Genomic DNA, 15,202 nt, shown 5'->3' on the forward strand with positions numbered 1-15,202 from the left:
CGGACCGGATCTCCTGGAACCGGTCCGGCGGCGGGCCGAGATCGGCAACTTCCTCGAACACCTCGTGCGCCCGCGGGTCGAGGCGGCGGCCTGAACCTCAGGCCGTACGCAGGGCGCTGGTGGCCGCTCTCGGCCGCGCGCTCACGATGTGGAAGGCGCGTGGACGTTCGAACAGGAAGTCGAACCGGGTGTTCCGGACCATCCGTTCCAGAGCCAGGGGCACCAGCACCGCCACCACCGTGACGGCGAGGCTCGCGACGCCGATGTCGGTGATCGCTTCGGTCTTGGCGATGAGCGTCCGGGTGAACGCCATCGGCAGGAAGAACGCGAGGTAGATTACGATCGAGCGCTGGCCGCAGGTGCGCAGGAAGTTCGTGACGGGCCCACCGGCCCGGGTCAGCAAGGCGCCGACGGTGATGATGGCCAAGGCCCCGGCGCCCCCCAGAAGGAGGCTCAGGCCGGGTAGCTGGGCGAGGGTCGGTGCGAAGGAAAGTTGCGTCTGCGTGAAGGCCATCATGGCGTTGACGACCGCCCAGAGGGCGAGGCCGGTCAGGGCCGCCCCGGCGTTGCGCCGCACCCAGTCGGCAAAGGTGAAGATGCGCTCGGCGCAGAGGTAGCCCAGCAGAAACCAGACGTAGCGGGCGCAGAACTCGTCCACGAGGTTGCTGCCACTATGGACCGGGACGCTTTCCAGGAGGATCGCCAAGCCGAGGAGCAGCGGCGCCGGCACCCGGCGCAGCAGCTTGGTGCAGACCGAGAACACCGCCAGGACGTAGATGAACCACAGGGTCGAGTAGGGCTCGACCACCGCCATCGCCAGGTGGCTGAGGAAGGCCATCGGCCCGGCCCCGTCGACGATCTGGCCGTACTTCACCACCGACTGGATCAGCACCCAGAGCACGTAGAAATACGCGAAGTGCACGAGGCGGCGATCGAGGAAGAGGCGCCAGTCGCGGTCGATCACCCGGCCGAGGAACAGGCCCGACAAGAGGAAGAAGTCCGGCATCCGGAAGGGTTTGGCGAAGGCCACGACGGTGTGGAGGAAGCCCTCGCCCCCCAGGGTCACGCCGGTGCTCAAGGTAGAGTGCATCATCACCACCAGGACGATGCAGAGCCCCTTGGCGACGTCGACCCAGGCGAGGCGGTTTGCCTCGTCCGCGCCCGCTCGCCCGATCGCCCCCACTTCCAATGCCGACACGGTCGCGCTCCCTTCACATCGTCGGTCACCCTCCGGCGGGAAGTCTTAAGGAGCGGATACGGGGTCGGGATCGGCGCGGATCATGCCGAAGAACGGGTAAAGGCCATGCCCTGAAATTGGCGACAGTGGCGGAGGCATCGCCGCATCCTCAGGTCGGATCGCGCTTCGGGCCCTTGCGCTCCCGGCTCATCCGTGTCGCGGCGTGGAAGTCGTCGGGCTTCGTTCGGACCCAGGCCAGGAATCGCGACATCTCGGGTTCGGCGCGCAAGGACTCGACGTCGGCGAGGCGCCGGGCGATCTCGGCCTCGCTGAAGCGGGCATGGATGGCCGAGTGGCAGATCTGGTGCAGCCGCACCGTGCCGGCCCGAGCACCGCCCTTCAGCTTCGGGACGAGGTGATGCAGGCTGGACTTGGCACGGGGCGGGATCGGGCGCTCGCAGAGCGGGCAGATGACAGGGGGTTTCGCCGCCGGCCCATGGGTCGTCGGATCGTCGTCGCGCCAGAGGCGGTCTCGTCGTCCCATTTCGGCTCCCTCAAGGCGCATCCGCCGCGAGGGCATCGGCGCGGGCCGGGGCACCCCCCGGCCGGAACAGCGGCTCTGCCTCCCGGTCCCATGCACCCAGGATCGAGACGTGATCACCCTCCAGGATGGTCAGTCGGGCGCGGTCTCCCGCCCGTTCGGCCAGATGCCGGGCATGGGTGAGGGGAACCACCCCGTCCAGCCTGCCGTGCACGATGAGGACCGGGCCGGCGGTCGCGGTGATCCGTTCGTCGGAGCGGAAGGTGTCGCGCAGGAGCAGGCCGGTCGGCAGGTAGGGAAAGCGGGAGGCGGCCACAGCCGCTAGGGAATCGAAGGGCGCCTCCAGATAGAGGCCGAGATGGGGCACGCTCACGCCCGTCGCCACCGCCACGGCGGCCCCAAGGGAATGGCCGTGCAGCAAGACCGGCACCCCCGGGGCACGGGCCGTGACGGCCCGGTAGGCCGCGTCCGCGTCGGCGATCAGGCCAGCCTCGCTCGGGGATCCGGTCGAGCCCGGATAACCCCGATACGCGATGGCCAGAACGCCCCAACCCTGAGCGCGCCAGGGATCGGCCGAGAAGCGCGCCGCCGCCGGCTCGGGCCGCGAGCCGTTCCCGTGGAAACTGAGGACGACGGCGCAGCCCGGCGCGGGCGGACGCCAAAAGCCGAGAAGACGCTCGCCATCGGCGGTCTCGATCTGGATCGCCTGCGTGCCGGCTGGCGCCGCCCGAGGAGCCGGGGCGGCTTCGCTTCGGAAGGCACCCGGATAGATCAAGTGCCGCTGGAAAAGGGCCAGGAGGAGGATCGCGCCGCCAAGGACCGCGAGCGGCGCCGTGATCAGGATCGAGAGGAGAAGGCGCATGCGTCCGAACGTGTGTGTCGGCGGTCGGAGATCCCGACCGGTCCGGCGATCCGCGAACCCGTCCCGGGTCCGGGCTCGTCGAGGTCCGAGGCTCGTCGAGGTCCGAGGCTCGTCGAGGTCCGAGGCTCGTGCCTGGAGTGCCAGCTATCCGTGACAAGCTAGGGACTGGACTTTGGCGTGTCACCAGCGATGTTGCGTCGCGTGAGAGCCCTGCGTCCCGATCTTTGTCCGCGACCGGCCCCGCATGGCCAGTGCGGAGTTTCCATGCGCGCCGTCCGCTCGCCCGCTTCGTCGGGAGGGGGAGACCCGCGGCGTGCCCGTGCCCATCTCGACGTGCCGCCCCGCCGCGCATGACGACGATCCGGGACGAAGGAAGCGGCGCGGGCAGACCTGGCCTGAGCATCAACATTCTGCTGATCACGCTGATCTTCAGCGGCCTCGGGTTCGGGATCGGGGCCGAGGCGCTGGAGGGGTCGGGCGCGGCCTTCGCCTTCGTGATCGCCGGGTGGGTTCTCGGGCTGTGCCTGCACGCCTTCGGCCACGCCTTGGCGGAGGTGCGGTATGGCCTGCCAGCGACCGGGGCCCTCACGCTCGATCCCCTGCGGGCCTCCGATCCCGTGGCGACGATGCTGCTGCCGGTGATCTTCACGATTCTGGCGGGCCTGGGCTTTCCGGGCGGCGCCTCGCCGGGGGATGCGGCCGAGGGCCTGAGCCGGGGGCGACGGTCGGCCGTGGCAGCGGCCGGTCCGGCGGCGAGCCTCGGCTTCCTCCTGGCACTCGTTCTGCTCTACACCCTCGCCACCCCGGATGCGGAGGTGCTGCGGGCCGTGCTCGCGGTCTCGGTGCTGTTCCAGGGGACTGCCCTCGTCCTCGGGCTGATGCCGATCCCCGGCCTCGACGGCTACGGCATCCTGAGGCCCTGGCTGCCCGGCGACTGGTCGTGGACCGACCGGATGGCCCGGCACGCCGCTCTCGTCCTGCTCGGATTGTTCCTGCTCGCGGGCGCGTTTTCCCGTCCTCTGTTGCGCGCGAGCCTGCGCCTGACCGCCGGCCTCGGCATCGACCTGTCCGACGTGATCACCGGGTATCGACTCATCCGGCTCTGGTAGTCATAAGCTGTTCACAACCTGAGGTTTGCAAGGCGGAAAATACAAGATCACGAATACGTGTACGAGGCGCGGGCGTTCCGTGCGCTATCGGCGTCTTCCAGTAATGCTTTCAGGTCTTTTAAGATCGGGTCCGCCCGGTCGTGGACGCCGTGAAAGAAGAGGTGAGTTGTTTCATCATGACGGACGCGACGCCACCGAAGCCATACCGCATTCTTCTGCTGGATACGGCCGGACGCGTGCTCCGCACCAAAGTTCTGTCCGCCTGCGAGGAGGCGGACGCCGTCGCGCGGACGCATGCACTCATGGATGGACGCGCGGTGGAACTCTGGGACGGCGATCGCCTCGTGCTGCGCCTGGATCCGCCCGACACGCCTTCGGCCTGACGCACTTCGAGATAGCCGGGCGCTGCGACCTTCGGGCACCCTGTCCGCGAGCGGGGACTTTCGTGCTAGGTGCGCACCGTGTCCGGACCGGGGAGCCATCATCGGCGCGGAAGCCGGCGGAGACCCGTTCATGGCCCTCAAGACGACCTTCCTGGTCCAGACCTTCGTGCTCAAGCGCAAGCGGCTCACGCCCGGCGACCGAGAGGTCGCGGTAACGGAGAGCGGCGCCCTGAAGAAGGCCGAGGCCATGGCCGCGCGGTTTCCCGGAACGGCGGCGATCAAGGTGGTGGCCGACGACGAGACCGGCGAGTTGGAGAGCGCCACCATCCTGGCCAGCTTCGGCGAAGTGCCGGATGATTTCGCCGAAAGTCTTCAGGGCTCCTGACGCCGGCGCGAGACGGGGCTTCGAAGAGGCGCACGGCCGCACGCCAAACGGGAAAGGCCCCGCCTGCATGGAGCGGGCGGAGCCTTTCGGATTGCGATCGGGTGTCAGGCGTTACGGGCAGGCGTGGCGCAGGCCGTCGTTGCCCAGATAGGTCCCGGTGCGGCGGTCGTAGGACCGGAAGCGCTGGACGCAATATGCGACGTCGTTGCCACCCGGTGCGACCTCGACGGTCTCGGTTGCGTAGCCGGCCGGTGCAGAACCGCCACCATACGCGCCGTAGCCGCCGCCATAATAGGCTGGCGCGTAGCCACCGCCGTAGTAATCGTCGCCGTAATACGCGCTGCCGAGACCATAGCCGATGCCGGCGCCCGCCAGGCCGAGGCCGATGCCGAGCCCCAATCCACCGTAGCCGCGACGGTAGCCGTAGCCCCGTCCGCCGTAACCCGCACGGTTGTAGCCGCCCCGATCGTAACCACCGCGGACGAAGCCCGCGCCGCCGCCCCGGTAACCGTTGGCCGCCACCAGACCGGTACCGGCGCCCGCGTTGCCGATGACGCCCCGGTTGAAGCCGCCACGATTGAACCCGCCCTGGGCGAGGCCACCACGGAAGCCACCGCCGCCGAAGTTACCCCCGACATTGCCGCCCCGGAAGCCGCCCTGGGCCATGCCGCCGCCGAAGTTGCCCCCGCGGAATCCGCCACCACCGAAGTTACCGCCGCGGAACCCGCCGCCGCCCATGCCGCCACCATGGAATCCGCCGCCACCGCCACGGAAGCCGCCGCCGCCCGGACGGGCATCGGCGGAGGCGGGAATCATCGAGAGGGCACCGACCAGAGCGGCCGAGGCCAGGACTATGCGCTTCATGGGAGAACCTGTCGTTCGCGTGCCGATCCCGAGGACCGGACTTCTGGTAACCGAACGCCCGGGCTGACGATAAAGTTCGTTTCTCACCCTGTTCTGCGTCGGTTTGCCGGAGCGGTGATTGACAAAACGGCCGCCGACCTCGAACCTGGAACCATTCCGAGGGGGGCTCCGAGTGCGGGAGCTGAGATTGGGCGCGTCGCCCTGACCCTTGAACCTGATCCGGTTCGTACCGGCGGAGGGACGGGAATCTCAAAGACGGCGCGTATCCTCAAGCGTCATCCCATCCACCTCCACCGCCTATGAGTCGGATCGCCTCCAACGCCAGGAGCGAACCCGATGAATGCACCCGTTCTCCCGAAGGATCTGCCGCAGGGCCAGCCGCATGCGGTGACCACCGGCCCGATCATGGGCTCGCGCAAGGTCTACGCGGCGGTCGCCGGACACGACGACATCCGGGTGCCGTTCCGCGAGATCACGCTCAGCGATCCGAAGGAGGCCCCTGTGCGGGTCTACGATCCGTCGGGTCCCTACACGGAGACGGATGCCAAGATCGACCTCCATGCCGGCCTGCCGCTGGTGCGCGAGCCCTGGATCGCCCGGCGCGGCTACGCCACGGTGACCCCGCGCGCCGTCAAGCCCGAGGACAACGGTTTCGTGCCGGAAGACAAGCTGGTGGCCCCGTGTCCGGCCACCCGCGAGATCCGCAAGGCCGGCCCGGGCCAGATGGTGACGCAGTACGAGTTCGCCCGCGCCGGCATCATCACCGAGGAGATGATCTACGTCGCCAACCGGGAGAACCTCGCTCGCAAGACCATGCTCGAGGGTGCCCAGGCCGCGCTCGCCGACGGCAACAGCTTCGGCGCCGCCCTACCGGCCTTCATCACGCCCGAGTTCGTGCGCGACGAGGTGGCCCGGGGCCGGGCGATCATTCCGGCCAACATCAACCACCCCGAGGTGGAGCCGATGGCGATCGGCCGCAACTTCCTCGTGAAGATCAACGCCAACATCGGCAACTCGGCCGTGACCTCCTCGGCCGCCGAGGAAGTCGAGAAGCTGGTCTGGGCGACCCGGTGGGGCGCCGACACGGTGATGGACCTCTCGACGGGCCGTAACATCCACAACATCCGCTCGTGGATCGTGCGCAACTCGCCGGTCCCGATCGGCACGGTGCCGATCTATCAGGCACTTGAGAAGGTCGGCGGCGATCCGCTGAAACTCGACTGGGAGGTGTTCAAGGACACCCTCATCGAGCAGGCCGAGCAAGGCATCGATTACTTCACCATTCACGCCGGGGTCCGCCTCGCCCACGTGCCGCTCACCGCGCGCCGGGTCACCGGCATCGTTTCCCGCGGCGGCTCGATCATGGCGCGCTGGTGCCTCGCCGGGCACCGCGAGTCGTTCCTCTACGAGCGCTTCGACGAGATCTGCGACATCATGCGGGCCTACGACGTCTCGTTCTCCCTCGGCGACGGCCTGCGCCCCGGCTCCATCGCGGATGCCAACGACGCGGCCCAGTTCGCCGAACTCGAGACGCTGGGCGAACTCACCAAGATCGCCTGGGACAAGGGCTGCCAGACCATGATCGAGGGCCCCGGCCACGTGCCGATGCACAAGATCAAGGTGAACATGGAGAAGCAGCTCGTGGAGTGCGGCGAGGCGCCGTTCTACACCCTCGGCCCGCTGACCACCGACATCGCCCCCGGCTACGACCACATCACCTCCGGCATCGGCGCCGCGATGATCGGCTGGTTCGGCTGCGCGATGCTCTGCTACGTCACCCCGAAGGAGCATCTCGGCCTGCCCAACCGCGACGACGTCAAGGAAGGCGTGATCACCTACAAGATCGCGGCGCATGCCGCCGACCTCGCCAAGGGCCACCCGGCCGCGCAGCTGCACGACGACGCCCTCAGCCGCGCCCGGTTCGACTTCCGCTGGGAGGACCAGTTCAACCTCTCCCTCGACCCCGACACGGCCCGCGCCTACCACGACGAGACCCTGCCGAAGGATGCCCACAAGGTCGCGCATTTCTGCTCGATGTGCGGGCCGAAGTTCTGCTCGATGAAGATCACGCAGGACCTGCGCGCCGAGGTTCTGGCGATGGAGGCGGCCGGACAGGTGCTGGGCGAGGCGACGCCGATGAGCCAGGCCGAGCGCGAGGCCGGGATGGCGGCGAAATCCGCCGAGTTCCAGGCCGAGGGCGGCAAGCTCTACGTCGACGCGGCGGAGTAGAGTCGCCGGCCCCGTGACCCGGCCGGGTCACGGGGATCACGCGAATAGCCCGTGCACGAACCAGCGCGCGGGCGTCTCCCGTGTGGGGAATCCCTCGCGATAGACCCACAGGCGGCGGCCGCCTTCGTCCTCCACCACGTAGTAGTCCCGCGCCGGACCCGGCGCCTGCCACCACTCGTCGGCGATGCGCTCGGGCCCGTCCGCATGGGCGACGCGGTGCAGGCGCCGGCGCCAACGGAAGCGGTGCGGCGGGCCGTCGGGGGCGAGCGCGATGACGTCCTCGGCGGCCTCGCTCCGGCCGAGCAGCACCAGCGGTCGTGGCAGCAGGGCCGGCCGGCCCGCCTGCGCGGGTAGGCTCGCGCGCCAGGGTTCCGCGCTCTCGGCACGCTCGGGCAGGTGGCTCGCGCGAAAGCCGAGCCGCATCATCCGCCGCCCGAGGCGCTGGCGCAGGGCGTCGCCCAGGTGCTCGGCCCCCGCGCCGTCGGGCGCCTCCACCAGCATGCCCTGACGCGCCGCGATCGTGCCGGTGGCGGTGACCGCGAGGCCGATCGTCTCGAAGCCGAAGCCGGCATCGAGGGCCGGGCCGAGGCGGTCGAGGCGCAGGGTCAGTAGGCGCTCGATCTGCGCCGGGCAGCGGGTCGGCAGACTCATCCCGAGGTCCAGGGTCCGCACCACCCCGTCGACGCGGGTCAGGGACAGCCGCACCGCGCGGGCCCCGAGTCCGGCCGCCTCCAGCCGGGGCGCCAGCCCCGCCATCAGGCGCTCGGCCGTGGCGACGATGGTCTCCGGCCGCCCGATCGGTTCGAGGAATCCGCGCACGGCCTCGAATTCGCGCGGGTCCTCCGTGCAGACGAGAGGTTCCGGCCGGTGGCCGACGGCCTGATCGAGGCGCAGCAGTAGGGTTTCGCCGAAGCGCCGGGCCAGGGGCGCACGAGGCGCGGCGGCGAGGTCGCCGATCCGGCGCAGGCCGAGGCGGGCCAGGGCCTGCGCCATGGCCGGATCGAGGCGCAGGGCCGAGACCGGCAGGGTCCATAGGGCCTCCGCGTTGCCTCCGGGTGCCACGAGGCCACCCCCGCCATGCCGGGCCAGGGCGAAGGCGCAGGCGGGGGTGTCGGCGAGGGCGATCCGCGCCGGAATCGCGCCCTCGGACAGTCGCCGGGTGAGATCCGCCAGGAGCTGTGCCTCGCCGCCGAACAGGTGGCTCGCCCCCGCGATGTCGAGGAAGAACCCGTCGTGGCCCTCCGCCCGGCCGTAGGGCGCGACGACCGAGGTATAGCGCTTGGCCCAGAGGCAGAGCCGGTGCAGGGCTGCGGCGTCGGCCTCCGGGTCGGCGGGATGGACGGAGACGGGCGTGCCGATCCGGGCGCGGGCTCGGGCCAGGGTCTCGCCGGGTTCGAGGCCCAGCGCCCGCGCCTGCGCGTCCACCGCGATCAGGCGCAGGCCGCTGGCCTCCATCGCGGCCACGACCATCGGCCCATCATCCCGAGCGCTGGACGCGCCCGCCCGCCTCAGCCGCGTGACCGGCCAGTGCTCCAGCCAGACCGAAACGATGCGCGGCATGATCCCACTCCAGAAGCCAGTGTCCGGTCCGCCCGTTGCGGCTTCGGTCGAGGGTCGCTTGCCAGCACGGCCGCTCGATGCAGCCGAAGCGATCGCGCAGGGCCTTGCCGGCGGCGATCCGCCAGCGGGTCGCCGCCACGTTGGGGCTCTCCGCCTCCGGGGGCCGCAGCACGAGGAGGAGCCGGTCGGTTCGCCCGGCCGCGAGGTGGAGCCGGCGGCTCTGGGCCAGGGGCAGGGCGGCGTCGACGAGTCCCGCCACGGCCGCCAGGCCTTGGGACCGCAGCGATTCCTCCAGCGCCCGGTAGGCGTCGCCGTCGCTGGCGACCTCGAACAGCAGCAGGCGGGCCGGGTCGAGGCCGAGGCCTGCGAGCCCGTGCCCGTAGGGGAGGGGATGGCCCTGGCCCACCACCAGCAGGGCTTCACCGCACACCCGGGCGAGGTGGCGCGCCACCAGGGCGAGGGCGAAGCCGAGGGCCGCCGGTTCGTCGCCCGCCTGGGCGGGGGCGATCTCGTGCAACTGCCCAAGGGCGAGGCCGCCCTGCGCGAGGCGCGAATCGATGTCGTGGATGCCCAGCGGAAGGGCACCCCGGAGGACCGGGGCACCCCCGCGTCCGGCCACGAGGTCGCGCAGGGCCGCCAGGTTCGAAGTGGCCGAGGCCTGCGGCGCCGTCTCGCGCGGGAGCGGGTCCGCGCCCGGCCGGTCCGCATGCGGACCTTCGATCTGCGTATCGGGAGGGTCTTCAGGGCTCTGTCTCATCGGCTCCGTTCCATCCGGCTACGCTAAGAACAAAACAGGAACACACTCAATCGGTTTCCGGGGTCATGCGGAATTTCATCCCCCCTCAGGGGCTTGGCCTGTGGACGGCTGTGGACGCCTGTGGACGGCGGCCTCAAGCCGACATCTTCGCCACGCTTGACCGTTCGGCGAGGTCAGGGCAGCACTCCCCACCTGCCGCGCTCAGCAGACGCGGATCAGACCGGAGAAATTCATGCGTCTCGCTCGTGCCCTCGTGGTCCTGTCGGGCCTGATCACCGTGGCGGGCGGTCTCCCCGCCATCGCGCAGACGGCGGCCCAGCCCAGGGGCGAGGCGACCAAGGCGCGCAAGCCGCAGGCCGCGTCGCAGCCGATCCAGGTCTACGACGCTCGCTTCGAGAACGGCGACCTGCGGATCTCCGGCAGCGTGCGCAAGCCCGGCACCGTGGTGGTGCTCGACGAGGACATCTCGATCATCGCCGACAGCCGGGGCCGATTCGTCTTCCGCCTGCCCTACGTGCCCACCAACTGCATCGCCACCCTGAAGGCGGGCGAGGACGAGCGCGAGGCGGTCATCGCCAATTGCGGCCCTGCCGGCCAGCCCGGTCCGAAGGGCGAGACGGGCCAAAAGGGCGACACCGGCGACAAGGGCGAAACGGGCCCCGCCGGTCCGCAGGGCGTCGCCGGCCTGCCCGGTCCCCAGGGACCGAAGGGCGAACCGGGTGCCAAGGGCGAACCAGGCGTGAAGGGCGAACCGGGTGTGAAGGGCGAGACGGGCGCTCGTGGTGAGGCAGGCCCGAAGGGTGAAGCCGGGCCGAAGGGCGACACCGGCCCCAAGGGTGAGCCCGGAACACGGGGGGCAGCCGGCGAGCGCGGGCCCGCTGGGGCCAGGGGCGAGGCCGGTCAGGCCGCTCCGGCGGCTCCCGTGCCCGCATCCCCGTTCCGTGTGGTGCGCCAGGACACCTGCCCGGCCTCGGGCTGCGCCATCACCTGCGAGGGCACCGAGATCCTGGCTTCGGCCCTGTGCCTGAAGGGGGGCAGCGCCATCGTGACGGCGGGGGCCGACGGCACCCTGAGCGCGGCCTGCCCCAGCGAAGCCCAAGGCCTCGTCGGCCTCTGCGCCCGGCGCTGAGGGGCGGGACGCCCTGAGCGATCGCCTCTCGCCGAAACGGAGCCGTCCGGTGTAAGGACGCGCTTCGTTTCGCGCCGAAGTCGATGCCGCCCATGCCGTCTGCCACATCCAGCCCCGTACCCAGCGCCCGTGGGGTCTTCCGATGAGCGTGGGCCTCTGGGGCAAGCTCGGGGGTGCCGGCCTCGGCCTCGCCATCGGCGGCCCCCTCGGCGGCCTCGTCGGCGGGGTGGCGGGGCATTTCCTGGTCGACCGCGAGGGCGCCCTGTTCGGGACCACGCCGCGTGACGTGGTCTTCACCACCGGCCTCGTGGCGCTCGCCGCCAAGATGGCCAAATCCGACGGCGTGGTGACGCCGGCCGAGATCGAGGCCTTCGCCAAGGTGGTACAGGTGGACGAGCGGGCCCGGCCCGGGGTCCAGCGCCTGTTCGATCTCGCCAAGGGCACCGCGAACGGCTTCGAAGCCTACGCCCGGCAACTGGCCAACACCTTCCACGACGAGCCGGCCCTGCTGGAGGACGTCCTCGACGGCCTGTTCCACATCGCCAAGGCGGACGGCGCCATCCACGAGGCGGAGGAGCGCTATCTGCGCGCGGTGGCGGAGACCTTCGGCTTCGACGAGGCCGCGTTCCGCCGCATCGCCGCCCGGCATGTCCGCCTCTCCGATGATCCCTACCTCGTTCTCGGCCTCGACCACGATGTCGACGATGCCGGGCTGAAGGCCGCCCACCGGGCGCTGGTGCGGGAGAACCACCCGGACCGGGCCATCGCCCGCGGCCTGCCGCCGGAGGCGGTGGCCATCGCCACCCGCCGTCTGGCCGCCATCAACGCCGCCTATGACCGGATCAGCGCCGAGCGGGGCCTCACGTGAAACCGACGCCCGAGAGTCCCGTCGCCACCAGCGTCCACCCGTCGCCCAACCACGGTGAGCGGCGGACCGGTCCGGTCGATCTCCTCATCCTGCATTACACCGGCATGGAGAGCGCGGCGGCGGCCCTGCAGCGCCTCGCCAATCCCGTGGCGGAGGTCTCGGCCCATTACGTGGTGCTGGAGGATGGCCGCGTGGTGCAGATGGTGCCCGAGGGGCGCCGCGCCTGGCACGCGGGCCAGGGTTCCTGGGCCGGGATCACCGATGTGAACTCGCGCTCGCTGGGCGTCGAGATCGTCAATGGCGGCCATGCCGGCGGCTTGCCGGCCTATCCGCCCGCGCAGATCGAGGCCGTCATCGCCCTGTGCGGCGATCTCACCCAGCGCTGGAACCTCGCGCCGCACCGCATTCTCGCCCATTCGGACATCGCGCCCGAGCGCAAGGAGGATCCCGGCGAGCATTTCCCCTGGGCGCAACTGGCAAGCGACGGCATCGGACACTGGGTCCCACCGGCCCCGATCCGCGACGGCCGGTTCTTTGCAGAGGGCGATGCCGGACCGCCGATCGAGGCGCTGCAGGCGATGTTCGCTCTCTACGGATACGACTTGCCGGTGAGCGCCACCTTCGACGCCCGCATGGGCGCGGTGGTGACGGCGTTCCAGCGCCACTTCCGCCCGGCTCGCGTCGACGGCGTCGCCGACGCCTCGACGATCACCACGCTGAGGGATCTGATCGCGGCACTGCCCGGGCGGTCGGGACGCACGACTTCAGGATAGGGCACGTCTCCCTTCCGCTCGGGGGGACGCCACCGGTTCTCGATCGGCTGTGGGGCACCCGACCATCCCGGCCTCCTCACACCCTCGACGGATCTCGGGCCGGCCCGAGATCCGCTGCGGCGGAAGGCAGGCGCGCGTCAGGCCCGGTGCTGGACCGCCTCGCCGCCATGCCCGTGCGTATCCTCCACCACCGTACCCCGGGTGCGCCACAGGCTGTATGCGATACCCGCGATGAGAAACACGACGGTGACCGCGAGGGAGACCCACGGCGGGACGTGGACGAGATCGAAGGTATCGGCGACAACGATCTTGCCTCCGATGAAGATCAGGATGAAGGCCAGCGCCGTCTTGAGATAGGCGAAGCGGTCCACCATCGCGGCAAGCGCGAAGTAGAGGGCGCGAAGCCCCAGGATCGCGAAGATGTTCGAGGTGTAGACCACGAAGGTGTCGGTGGTGATGGCGAAGATCGCCGGCACGCTGTCGACGGCGAAGATCACGTCGGCGCCGTTGACCAGAATGAGCGCCAGCGCCAGGGGCGTCAGCCAAAGGGCGGTCTTGCCCGTCTTCGGGTCGGCTTTTCGCACCATGAAGCGCTGCCCGTGCAGTTCGGGCGTGATGCGCAGCACCCGCTGGAGCAGGCGCACGGCGCGGTTCTCGCGGATATCGCCCGGCTCCTCCTCCTTCGAGACCAGCATCTTGACGCCGGCGAAGATCAGGAAGGCGGCGAAGATCGACAGCACCCAGGCGGCCTGGTGCACGAGGGCCGCGCCGAGGCCGATCATCAGCCCACGTAACAGCACGGCGGCCAGGATGCCCCACACCAGGACCCGGTGCTGGGACGTGCGCGGGATGCCGAGGGAGGTCAGGATAACCGCGATCACGAAGACGTTGTCCATCGACAGCGACTTCTCGACCACGAGGCCGGCGACGTATTCCTGGCCCGCCTGCGGTCCGAGATACCACCAGACCCAGCCGCCGAAGATCATGCCGAGGGTGAAATAGAAGGCCGTAAGGAGAAGGCTCTCCTTCACGCCGATCTCGTGGTTCTTGTCTCGGTGCAGCAGCCCGAGATCGAAGGCCAGTAACCCGGCGACCAAGGCGTGGAAGCCCAGCCACATCCAGATTGGCTTACCCAGCCACTCGTAATACAAAATATCAACCATGACGCGGACCGTCGATGCTTCTTGAGGAGAGAAAGCACCGGCTCCGACATCACGGAACGCATCACGAAGCATCCCGCCAGAGGGGCCCGCAGCCGATGAGGCGGAGTTGGGACTCGGACCTTGGCGAATCAAGGGCATCGTCCCGGCACGCTTGACAGGGCCGCCGCTGGCCGGCTTCCCAGGACGCATGACTGACACTGAGCCCAAAGGCCGGGACGCGGACGGCCCCGCCATGGTCGGCGGCCCCGCCGTGATCGGCGGCGGCCCAGCCGGCCTCGCGGCCGCGGAGGTGCTGGCGCGGGCCGGCCACGCCGTGACCCTTTACGACCGGATGCCCAGCGTGGGGCGCAAGTTCCTCATCGCCGGGCGCGGCGGCCTCAACCTTACCCATTCCGAGCCCTTGCCGGCCTTCCTGGCGCGCTACCAGCCCGAGAGCGGCCCGCTCGCCGAGGCCATCGCGGCGTTTGCGCCGACGGATCTGCGGACCTGGTGCCACGACCTCGGCCAGTCGACCTTCGTGGGGTCGAGCGGCCGCGTCTTCCCCGCGAGCTTCAAGGCTTCGCCGCTTCTGCGGGCCTGGCTCCGGCGCCTCGACGGGTTGGGCGTCCGCATCCGCACCCGACACCGCTTCACCGGGTGGTCGGCCTCCGGCGGCCCGGTCTTCGAGGCCCCGGAGGGGCGGGTCGAGACCACCCACCGCCCGGTTCTCCTGGCACTGGGGGGCGCGAGCTGGCCGCGCCTCGGCTCCGACGGGGCCTGGGTGTCCCTGTTCGAACGGGATGGTATCGCCGTGGCGCCGCTCAAGCCCGCCAATGTCGGGTTCACCGTGGCGTGGTCGCCGGTCTTCGCCGAGCGCTTCGCCGGTACGCCCCTGAAGCGCATCGCCCTCAGCCTCGCGGGGACCCGGGTGCGCGGGGAGGCGGTGATCAGCGCGGACGGGATCGAGGGCGGGGCGATCTACGCCCTCGCGCATCGGATCCGGGCCGCCACCGAGCGTGGCGCAGCCCGCCTGCACCTCGACCTGCGACCCGATCTCGACGAGGCCGCCCTGACGCGGGCCCTCAGCGATCCGAAGCCTGGGCTGTCGCTCGCCAACCGCCTGCGCAAGGGTGCGGGGCTCACCCCCGTGGGAATCTGCCTCCTGCGCGAAGCGGCTCACCCGCTGCCCGTGGCCGCCGAGGCCCTGGCAGCCCTGATCAAGGCGGTGCCGCTCCAACTCCTGGAGCCGCGCGGCCTCGACCGGGCGATCTCGACGGCGGGCGGGGTCCGCTTTTGCGAACTCGATGCCGACTACATGCTGGCACGGCGCCCCGGCACCTTCGTGGCCGGCGAGATGCTGGACTGGGAGGCGCCAACGGGGGGGTATCTCCTCCAGGGCGCCTTCGCCTCGGGCCGCGCGGCG

At 70.5% G+C, this 15,202-nt stretch carries 15 protein-coding genes and 1 riboswitch; of the genes, 8 read left to right on the forward strand and 7 right to left on the reverse strand.

The features are described from left to right. Positions 1–97: 97 nt before the first annotated feature. The 3 genes from MFF30_RS20450 to MFF30_RS20460 all read right to left on the reverse strand — a co-directional run bounded on the left by MFF30_RS20450 (position 98) and on the right by MFF30_RS20460 (position 2,580). Positions 98–1,198, reverse strand: a complete 1,101-nt coding sequence (locus MFF30_RS20450; protein WP_238281664.1) for an acyltransferase family protein — start codon at positions 1,196–1,198, stop codon at positions 98–100. Positions 1,199–1,346: 148 nt separating this feature from the next. Then, on the reverse strand, positions 1,347–1,721 hold the full coding sequence (locus MFF30_RS20455; protein ID WP_238281666.1) for a restriction endonuclease: 375 nt from the start codon (positions 1,719–1,721) through the stop codon (positions 1,347–1,349). A 10-nt stretch (positions 1,722–1,731) separates the two neighbouring features. Beyond that, the gene (locus MFF30_RS20460; protein WP_238281668.1) at positions 1,732–2,580 is read right to left on the reverse strand and encodes an alpha/beta hydrolase; all 849 of its coding nucleotides are present in this window, start codon (positions 2,578–2,580) and stop codon (positions 1,732–1,734) included. A 350-nt stretch (positions 2,581–2,930) separates the two neighbouring features. Between MFF30_RS20460 and MFF30_RS20465 the strand changes: the two genes are divergently transcribed. From MFF30_RS20465 to MFF30_RS20475, 3 genes are all read left to right on the forward strand, one after another. Then, complete coding sequence (locus MFF30_RS20465) at positions 2,931–3,689, forward strand: zinc metalloprotease (RefSeq protein ID WP_238281670.1); 759 nt, start codon at positions 2,931–2,933, stop codon at positions 3,687–3,689. Positions 3,690–3,829: 140 nt separating this feature from the next. Beyond that, positions 3,830–4,072, forward strand: coding sequence for a hypothetical protein (locus MFF30_RS20470; RefSeq protein WP_238281673.1), 243 nt, complete (start codon positions 3,830–3,832; stop codon positions 4,070–4,072). Between the two features lie 130 nt (positions 4,073–4,202). Beyond that, a complete protein-coding gene (locus MFF30_RS20475; protein ID WP_238281675.1) occupies positions 4,203–4,457 on the forward strand; it encodes a hypothetical protein in 255 nt (84 codons plus the stop codon). Between the two features lie 111 nt (positions 4,458–4,568). Here MFF30_RS20475 and MFF30_RS20480 read toward each other — a convergent pair whose 3' ends face one another. Further along, positions 4,569–5,321: a BA14K family protein gene (locus MFF30_RS20480; protein WP_238281678.1), complete on the reverse strand. Its 753-nt coding sequence runs from the start codon at positions 5,319–5,321 to the stop codon at positions 4,569–4,571. A 149-nt stretch (positions 5,322–5,470) separates the two neighbouring features. Further along, a riboswitch (TPP riboswitch) is annotated at positions 5,471–5,579 on the forward strand. A gap of 78 nt (positions 5,580–5,657) precedes the next feature. Between MFF30_RS20480 and thiC the strand changes: the two genes are divergently transcribed. Beyond that, entirely contained in the window at positions 5,658–7,550 is a 1,893-nt protein-coding gene (thiC, locus tag MFF30_RS20485; RefSeq protein ID WP_238281680.1) for a phosphomethylpyrimidine synthase ThiC, read from the forward strand. A gap of 36 nt (positions 7,551–7,586) precedes the next feature. Here thiC and MFF30_RS20490 read toward each other — a convergent pair whose 3' ends face one another. Continuing rightward, positions 7,587–9,110 (reverse strand): Y-family DNA polymerase, encoded by a 1,524-nt coding sequence (locus MFF30_RS20490; RefSeq protein WP_238281682.1) that lies wholly within the window; start codon positions 9,108–9,110, stop codon positions 7,587–7,589. After that, positions 9,028–9,867, reverse strand: a complete 840-nt coding sequence (locus MFF30_RS20495) for an ImuA family protein (RefSeq protein ID WP_238281685.1) — start codon at positions 9,865–9,867, stop codon at positions 9,028–9,030. The genes MFF30_RS20490 and MFF30_RS20495 overlap by 83 nt, the downstream gene beginning before the upstream one ends. Positions 9,868–10,099: 232 nt before the next feature. Between MFF30_RS20495 and MFF30_RS20500 the strand changes: the two genes are divergently transcribed. The 3 genes from MFF30_RS20500 to MFF30_RS20510 all read left to right on the forward strand — a co-directional run bounded on the left by MFF30_RS20500 (position 10,100) and on the right by MFF30_RS20510 (position 12,637). Continuing rightward, positions 10,100–10,996 (forward strand): collagen-like domain-containing protein, encoded by an 897-nt coding sequence (locus tag MFF30_RS20500; RefSeq protein WP_238281687.1) that lies wholly within the window; start codon positions 10,100–10,102, stop codon positions 10,994–10,996. Positions 10,997–11,138: 142 nt separating this feature from the next. After that, positions 11,139–11,864: a molecular chaperone DjiA gene (locus tag MFF30_RS20505; protein WP_238281689.1), complete on the forward strand. Its 726-nt coding sequence runs from the start codon at positions 11,139–11,141 to the stop codon at positions 11,862–11,864. Beyond that, the gene (locus MFF30_RS20510; protein WP_238281691.1) at positions 11,861–12,637 is read left to right on the forward strand and encodes an N-acetylmuramoyl-L-alanine amidase; all 777 of its coding nucleotides are present in this window, start codon (positions 11,861–11,863) and stop codon (positions 12,635–12,637) included. Before MFF30_RS20505 ends, MFF30_RS20510 begins: the two co-directional genes overlap by 4 nt. Before the next feature lie 137 nt (positions 12,638–12,774). Here MFF30_RS20510 and MFF30_RS20515 read toward each other — a convergent pair whose 3' ends face one another. Beyond that, positions 12,775–13,800: a TerC family protein gene (locus MFF30_RS20515; RefSeq protein ID WP_238281693.1), complete on the reverse strand. Its 1,026-nt coding sequence runs from the start codon at positions 13,798–13,800 to the stop codon at positions 12,775–12,777. Between the two features lie 187 nt (positions 13,801–13,987). Between MFF30_RS20515 and MFF30_RS20520 the strand changes: the two genes are divergently transcribed. Beyond that, positions 13,988–15,202: TIGR03862 family flavoprotein (locus MFF30_RS20520; protein ID WP_238281695.1), on the forward strand; the 1,215-nt coding region annotated here is incomplete at its 3' end.

This window comes from Methylobacterium goesingense, assembly GCF_022179225.1.
Classification (GTDB): domain Bacteria; phylum Pseudomonadota; class Alphaproteobacteria; order Rhizobiales; family Beijerinckiaceae; genus Methylobacterium; species Methylobacterium goesingense.

Bases quoted from the DNA above. Each gene is read 5' to 3' on its own strand.
- MFF30_RS20500 (WP_238281687.1), top strand. From the start codon at position 10,100: ATGCGTCTCGCTCGTGCCCTCGTGGTCCTGTCGGGCCTGATCACCGTG.
- MFF30_RS20505 (WP_238281689.1), top strand. From the start codon at position 11,139: ATGAGCGTGGGCCTCTGGGGCAAGCTCGGGGGTGCCGGCCTCGGCCTC.
- MFF30_RS20460 (WP_238281668.1), bottom strand. From the start codon at position 2,580: ATGCGCCTTCTCCTCTCGATCCTGATCACGGCGCCGCTCGCGGTCCTT.
- MFF30_RS20490 (WP_238281682.1), bottom strand. From the start codon at position 9,110: ATGCCGCGCATCGTTTCGGTCTGGCTGGAGCACTGGCCGGTCACGCGG.
- MFF30_RS20465 (WP_238281670.1), top strand. From the start codon at position 2,931: ATGACGACGATCCGGGACGAAGGAAGCGGCGCGGGCAGACCTGGCCTG.
- MFF30_RS20495 (WP_238281685.1), bottom strand. From the start codon at position 9,867: ATGAGACAGAGCCCTGAAGACCCTCCCGATACGCAGATCGAAGGTCCG.
- MFF30_RS20480 (WP_238281678.1), bottom strand. From the start codon at position 5,321: ATGAAGCGCATAGTCCTGGCCTCGGCCGCTCTGGTCGGTGCCCTCTCG.
- MFF30_RS20475 (WP_238281675.1), top strand. From the start codon at position 4,203: ATGGCCCTCAAGACGACCTTCCTGGTCCAGACCTTCGTGCTCAAGCGC.
- MFF30_RS20515 (WP_238281693.1), bottom strand. From the start codon at position 13,800: ATGGTTGATATTTTGTATTACGAGTGGCTGGGTAAGCCAATCTGGATG.
- thiC (WP_238281680.1), top strand. From the start codon at position 5,658: ATGAATGCACCCGTTCTCCCGAAGGATCTGCCGCAGGGCCAGCCGCAT.
- MFF30_RS20455 (WP_238281666.1), bottom strand. From the start codon at position 1,721: ATGGGACGACGAGACCGCCTCTGGCGCGACGACGATCCGACGACCCAT.